The sequence below is a fragment of the Aeromonas sp. s10 genome, assembly GCF_040907975.1.
Classification (GTDB): Bacteria; Pseudomonadota; Gammaproteobacteria; order Enterobacterales; family Aeromonadaceae; genus Aeromonas; species Aeromonas caviae.
On the sequence record NZ_JBFOCV010000032.1, the window covers coordinates 1 to 5,399 of the forward strand.

5 protein-coding genes and 1 pseudogene are annotated in these 5,399 nt (G+C 48.1%); 3 read left to right on the top strand and 3 right to left on the bottom strand.

The window, feature by feature from the left end; genetic code table 11:
- Positions 1 to 591: 591 nt before the first annotated feature.
- From AB5Y59_RS09005 to AB5Y59_RS09015, 3 genes are read left to right on the top strand one after another with little or no spacing between them, the layout of a single operon-like run.
- Entirely contained in the window at positions 592 to 1,314 is a 723-nt protein-coding gene (locus AB5Y59_RS09005) for a hypothetical protein (protein WP_368211854.1), read from the top strand.
- 20 nt (positions 1,315 to 1,334) lie between these two features.
- Positions 1,335 to 1,808 carry a hypothetical protein gene (locus tag AB5Y59_RS09010; protein WP_139738020.1) on the top strand — a complete coding sequence of 158 codons (474 nt, stop codon included), beginning with the start codon at positions 1,335 to 1,337 and terminating at the stop codon, positions 1,806 to 1,808.
- Positions 1,809 to 1,849: 41 nt separating this feature from the next.
- On the top strand, positions 1,850 to 2,179 hold the full coding sequence (locus AB5Y59_RS09015) for a hypothetical protein (protein WP_139738021.1): 330 nt from the start codon (positions 1,850 to 1,852) through the stop codon (positions 2,177 to 2,179).
- Positions 2,180 to 2,550: 371 nt separating this feature from the next.
- Here the strand turns inward: AB5Y59_RS09015 and AB5Y59_RS09020 are convergent, their stop codons facing one another.
- From AB5Y59_RS09020 to AB5Y59_RS09030, 3 genes and pseudogenes are all read right to left on the bottom strand, one after another.
- The gene (locus tag AB5Y59_RS09020; RefSeq protein ID WP_139738022.1) at positions 2,551 to 3,171 is read right to left on the bottom strand and encodes a hypothetical protein; all 621 of its coding nucleotides are present in this window, start codon (positions 3,169 to 3,171) and stop codon (positions 2,551 to 2,553) included.
- Between the two features lie 115 nt (positions 3,172 to 3,286).
- Positions 3,287 to 4,159 (bottom strand): annotated as a pseudogene (locus tag AB5Y59_RS09025) (IS3 family transposase); the annotation flags it as partial.
- 9 nt (positions 4,160 to 4,168) lie between these two features.
- Positions 4,169 to 5,331 (bottom strand): IS3 family transposase gene (locus tag AB5Y59_RS09030; protein WP_103243192.1). Its coding sequence is split into 2 segments (ribosomal slippage): positions 4,169 to 5,076 and positions 5,076 to 5,331, totalling 1,164 coding nucleotides; the frame shifts between segments, so codons are not numbered across the junction.
- Positions 5,332 to 5,399 lie beyond the last annotated feature (68 nt).

The following is a 5,399-nucleotide window of genomic DNA, read 5'->3' on the forward strand; positions in this document are numbered from 1 at the left end:
GGGTCTGAAATTGATACCGAAGGAAGTGCGCACTAAAGTAGCGTAAACAAGACACCGGTTTGAGGCCGGTGTCAGGTGATAACTAGATCTGTACATGTCTGCTAAGAGGCATATTGATCACCTATCTAGTATGATTTTCTTGGCTAACATCTAGGTTTCAGTTCCAAGCGGACGCTTTTGGCCTGTGATCTGGTAACTGTTACTTGTCATGGATAGGCCTTGTATGGAGCTTGGGTACCGTGCGGAAATCGTATCTCAAACGGTACTGGTTGTTGAGCGAAAAGAGGGGGGATTTGAGAGGGGATCACAGATTTGCTGGTATATGGCAGAGTTTTGGGGTGAGGAGTGCATCTTGGAGCGGGCTAAACGGCTTCTTGGCGGCTTGCTAGCAGGGGAAGGTGCAATCGAGGGGCTGCTCTAGAGTAAGGACGCCTCATACTTGCTAAGTACATCATTGTGATAACTCTCACTCAAGGGGAGGTGGCCCACTTTTGCTATGAGTATTGGTATCAAATCACCTCTGTATTAATTGAATTGTTATCAATGGGGGCTAGACTCACTTTTTAGGTTCCCCTACTTGAAAGGTGGCTTATGAGCGATGAACGCTGGAAGAGCATTCTGTCCTTTGCTCAATTTATCATTGGAACAGTCATAGTTGGTCTGTTTGGAACCATAATAAATCATCAGATTCAGACCAGGGAAGTGGAGATTAAGGAACAAGAACAGATATCCAAAAATCTCGTTTCTGTCTTAAGTTCCAACACTGCTGACAAGCTACTAATGGCACAGTTCTATGCTGCCGTAACACGCTCAGATGATATAAGAGGTCGCTGGATCATTTATCGGGATGAGCTAAGAGCTGAGGTTGAGCAAGCTAAAAAAAAGATAGAGAAGATAACTGGTGAACTTAATCAAGTAACCGATGCAAAGGTCAAAGACCAAAAACAAGAGATTATTCAGCAAATTAGTGCAACGATTACACCAAGCTCAACAATAAACGAATTTAAAACACTCCCTGCTAGGATCTATTTTCATATAAAGAACGAAAGTCAACGAGAAAGAGCAAGAAGTATTGCGGAGAAAATATCCTCTGATACAAATGTCATTGTGCCAGGGATCCAGCGCTTAGAGCAAGGGCCGGCTGTCAATGAACTCAGATACTTCAGGTCGACAGAGGCTACCGAAGCACAAGATTATGCAGAGCGACTGCGTAGTTTGGGGGTTAATGTTACGGCTAAATTCATTCCAGGTTATGAATTATCTCAAAATCTTAGGCCTAGGCATTATGAGCTTTGGTTATCATCTGGGTGGTAATAAGAAAAGATATAAAACATATGCATAAGGATATGATTATGAACGTTGGGCGACCCGCTGGTATTCGTTTAATCATGGGAGTAACCCTCCTTAATATAGCCCTGCTAATTTCAGGGTGTACAGTAAAACTGATTAGCAGTTACGATGAGGTTACAGATAAAAATGTAACTGCACTACAAAAGAAAACAGAATCTCATTTTGTTTCTCTAGAATCTACAGAGGGTTTGCCAGAGTGTAATTATAAATATCATAAAAAATTTTATGATGAAGCTAAGGTAGACGTTAGTGCAATAACTGTTCGTGCCGCAGCAATACCTCAAAACGAGATTACTACTGAGCAAACAGAGTTGCTTTCGAAAAACTTAGAAAACCTAGAAAAACTTCATAAAATTGCATGCCTATCAAAAGACCAGATTGCGATAGTACGTAAAAATTTCAATTCAAGCTTCACTGCCATCCTCAAGCTAGAGCTGGCAAAGAAGCGGGGGGAATAAAGTTTGTTATGGTTTAATTACCACTATCTGAGGAGATAGTTATGAGCTTGAATGGAGAAAAGCTAGGGAATTATATCATCAATGCACTCAAGGAGTCTCTTTCAGAGAAATGGCCTGAAATAAAGGCTTATGGTGAGGCTGAAGGGAAGAAACTTGCTCAGACGCTAATTATGATTGAAGCGTTAAAAGTCTCAGGGGAAATAAATGAGGAACAGGCAGCCCTTCACCTGGAGATACAAAAAAATGCCACACGCATGGTCTTACTAACATTTAAGGGGCTAGGACTGTTAGCTGTTGAGGCCGCAATAAATGCTGCGCTTGATGTAGTAAAGGACTCAGTCAATCAAGCTATAGGTTTTTCTCTGATCTAAGATGCTGTGGCAGAGTAATGTGACTTGCTTATGACCAATGACCAATGACCAATGACCAATGACCAATGACCAAATGGCATGGGACGTGATTGGTCATATGTCCCGGAGCAGGATGTTATCTCCTGCTCCTGGGTGGGAAGCTTTAAGCGGAGAGAACCAGCTCAGCCCTGAAAATCTCGTCACGGTGATAGGCGAGGTATTGGGCTTGCTTGGGGTCAAAGGGGGGCGACGTTCAGGGGCAGCTCTACGCCCCACTGCTGCAGCGTCTGCTCGATGCTGGGCTCGACACAGCAGGTCGCCGGCATCAGTGAAGATAATCCAACCCCGGTCGAACAGCTTGTCGATGGGAGAAGGGAAAGTGCGGGTCAGTACTATGCCCTGTTTTTAAGCGCCCGGTTTATGGCTCTCAAGGATAATACTGGAGTGCCCATATAGAGCATATATATGCCTCCAATAATCATGATGGTTATTAGAATTAGTGGCCGTCCATTCAGAGCAAACAACCCGTGATCGATTTGAAAATATAATGTAATCAGCCCTAGTATCAAGAAAATAAAACCAAAGAAGAGATGGTATAGCCCAAAGAAATGATCTAGGAATCCAACATCAAGGTTGTACTTCCCATCACTGCCCCGGATTACCTTTGGGTAGAGTTTCAGAGCGTTGGCAAACTGATGAAGTGTCCTTTCCCCTCCTAGTTTATTGTGCAGCATGAATACCTGGTCTATAAGGGATTTCTTGGCCCTGACGCCATATACAATCTTAAAATGTTCACTCTCAATCTCTTCTTTAAGGTTCTTCTTGAAAGATGAGCTGATGTTATCACTCTTAATGGTGTTTTCCAGGTCAGTTACTCGACGCTTTCTGTGTGCATGATAAGCATCTAGTAAAGGGAACGATTTATATATCAGGCTTGCGATGATGACTGCGATCAGGATTGCATAATTGCCTGACTGCAAATGAGCCATTGCTTTCTCTATTAACTCGAACATGAACAATCTCTTAGTCGATAAGGTGATCAGAGGAAGTAAATCATACAAGGGACTCAGATTGTTCTAAATGGTTTTGTTGTGCGTGACAGAAATTCTCTGAATCGCCCCGGCTTCTCTAGACACTTTCGAGCCGCTCGAAATACTGCTTCTCACACTCTACTGGCGATAGCCCGTTGTTCAAACTGTGCCGGCGCTTGGGGTTGTAAAACATTTCAATGTAATCGAACATATCCTGCCGGGCTTCCTCGCGATCCGCATAGGTTTTACGTCGGATCCGCTCGCGTTTTAGGCGCTGGAAGAAACTCTCCGTCACCGCGTTATCATGACAATTGCCACGTCTGCTCATGTTGGCCTTGAGCCGATGATCCCGCAAAAAATCCTGCCAGTCATAGCTGCTAAACTGGCTCCCTTGGTCGGAATGAACCAGCACTTCCTGCTCCGGTCGCCGTCGCCACACCGCCATCAGTAACGCGCTGATAGCCAGCTCTCGGTCGATACGTGGCCCCATTGACCAACCAATGACTTGTCGTGAGAACAAATCCAAGACCGCGGCCAGATAGAGCCAACCTTCATGGGTTCGGATATAAGTGATGTCTGTTACCCAGACCTTATTTGGCTCAGTCACATCGAACTGGCGTTCAAGATGGTTCGGTGCAACCACCGTTGGCCGGCCACCATAATGACCGGGACGGCGGTGATAACCGGTTTGTGAACGTAAACCTTCATGATGCATTAATCGCGCCCCCCGGTGTTTCCCACAGGTCTCGCCCATCTCTCGCAGGTCATCCCGGATCTTGCGATAACCATAGATGCCCCCGCTTTCTAGCCAACATTGCTTGATCTGGCCAAGAAGGCGTTGGTCTTCCAGGGCTCGGGCAGATAAAGGCTGGTGCTGCCAGGCGTAATAATCGCTCGGGTGGACATTCATCATCCGACACAGTCTGCGGATGGGATGTGCGGGCGCGTGCTCCCGGATGAAGGCGTACCTTTGTAGTGGTCAACTAAATCCGGACACACAGTTAAGCCGATTTTCGGCCTCTGCTGGCGGTATCCCATCATTGTGTTGATGCGGGCGCCGCCAGTTGTAGTAATCCATCAGGTAGTAGCTGATATCCCGCTTGGCTTCCCGCAGGCTCATGTACCCCGTGGTCGGAAGCCATTCCGTCTTGAGGCTCCTGAACAGCCGCTCCATCGGCGCGTTATCCCAGCAGTTGCCACGCCGACTCATGCTCTGGGTCATGCGATAGCGCCACAGCCGTTGCCGAAATACCCGGCTGCCGTATTGGCTGCCCTGGTCGGAGTGAAACAGCACGCCAGACGGGCAGCCCCGTTGCTGATACGCCATGTCGAGCGCTTTCACGGCCAACTCAGCATCAGGCCTGCCGGACATCGCCCAGCCCACGACCCGTCGGGTGTGGAGGTCGAGCACCGCGGCCAGGTAATGCCAGCGGCCACCTGCCCATACGTAAGTGATGTCGCCGCACCACACCTGATTGGGTTGCTGGACATCAAATTCACGCGCCAGAAGATTGGGAATATCCGGTCGTTCAGACCGCGCGACCTGATAACGATGAGCTCCCGGTTGTTTGGAGACCAGCCCGGCCTCCTTCATCAGGCGACGCACCTTGAACCGACCAATCTGATGCCCCAGTGCCCGCATCATTGACATCAAGGCCCGGCTGCCAGCTGAGCCTCTACTCTCTTTGAACAAACACCGTAACTCACTTCTCTGCTGCACCCGTTCACGGTTAATTGTGCGCCTGCGAGCCAGATAGTCGTAAAAACAGGCGGTTGGTATACCGAAAGCGCAACAGACCAGGGTGGTGGGGGCTTGCTCCCTTAATCGGTCTATCAGCGCGTACGTTCGAGTTCGTCCGCCATCAAGAGAGCAGTAGCCTTTTTTAGAATGGCCTTTTCGCGTTCAAGCCGGTTGATGCGGGCTTCCAACTCCTGAATTTTTTGCTGCTCAGGGGTCAGCGCCCGGTTAGCAGGTGTAGCGCCACTTCGTTCTGATTGAAGTTGCTGAACCCATCGACGCAGCACGGTTTCGCCGACATCCAGTGAACGGCTGGCTTCGGGGACTGAATAGCCTTGGTCGAGCACCAGGGATGCGGCTTCCAGCTTGAACTCGGCAGTAAATGAGCGACGTAATCTTGTCATTGAACACCTCAAATAATGGTGGCGACTGTACCACCTAAAACGGTGTCCGGGATGATTAGACCACTACA

Bases quoted from the DNA above. Each gene is read 5' to 3' on its own strand.
- AB5Y59_RS09010 (WP_139738020.1), top strand. From the start codon at position 1,335: ATGCATAAGGATATGATTATGAACGTTGGGCGACCCGCTGGTATTCGT.
- AB5Y59_RS09020 (WP_139738022.1), bottom strand. From the start codon at position 3,171: ATGTTCGAGTTAATAGAGAAAGCAATGGCTCATTTGCAGTCAGGCAAT.
- AB5Y59_RS09015 (WP_139738021.1), top strand. From the start codon at position 1,850: ATGAGCTTGAATGGAGAAAAGCTAGGGAATTATATCATCAATGCACTC.
- AB5Y59_RS09005 (WP_368211854.1), top strand. From the start codon at position 592: ATGAGCGATGAACGCTGGAAGAGCATTCTGTCCTTTGCTCAATTTATC.